The sequence below is a fragment of the Campylobacter sp. LMG 17559 genome (assembly GCF_024723605.1).
Taxonomy (GTDB): Bacteria; Campylobacterota; Campylobacteria; order Campylobacterales; family Campylobacteraceae; genus Campylobacter_D.
In genome coordinates, this window is record NZ_JANQCZ010000070.1 from 1 (window position 1) to 299 (window position 299).

Consider the following 299-nt stretch of genomic DNA (forward strand, 5'->3'; position numbering starts at 1 on the left):
ATGAAGGATTAGGTTTTAGTGGTACTTCAAGAAATTTTGGTATAGACTTTTCTTATCCTGTATGGATTAATACTAATTCCTCTTTATATTTTACTTCTAGTATTTATCATAAAATACTTAGTGATGTAACCTTAGATCTTTTAACCTTTGATAAAAGTTCTAATGTAGGTAGTATGGGTTTAGAAGGTTTATTTAGAGGATTTGAGAATAATACCTTAAGTTATAGTGCTAAGATAAGTATAGGTAAAGTATATGATGATGGTACTACTATATTTGGAGATACCTCTAAAAGTGGAGGC

1 pseudogene is annotated in these 299 nt (G+C 28.8%); it reads left to right on the forward strand.

What is annotated here, in order from left to right:
- Window positions 1-299: pseudogene (locus tag CAMP5082_RS08350) on the forward strand (ShlB/FhaC/HecB family hemolysin secretion/activation protein); the annotation flags it as partial.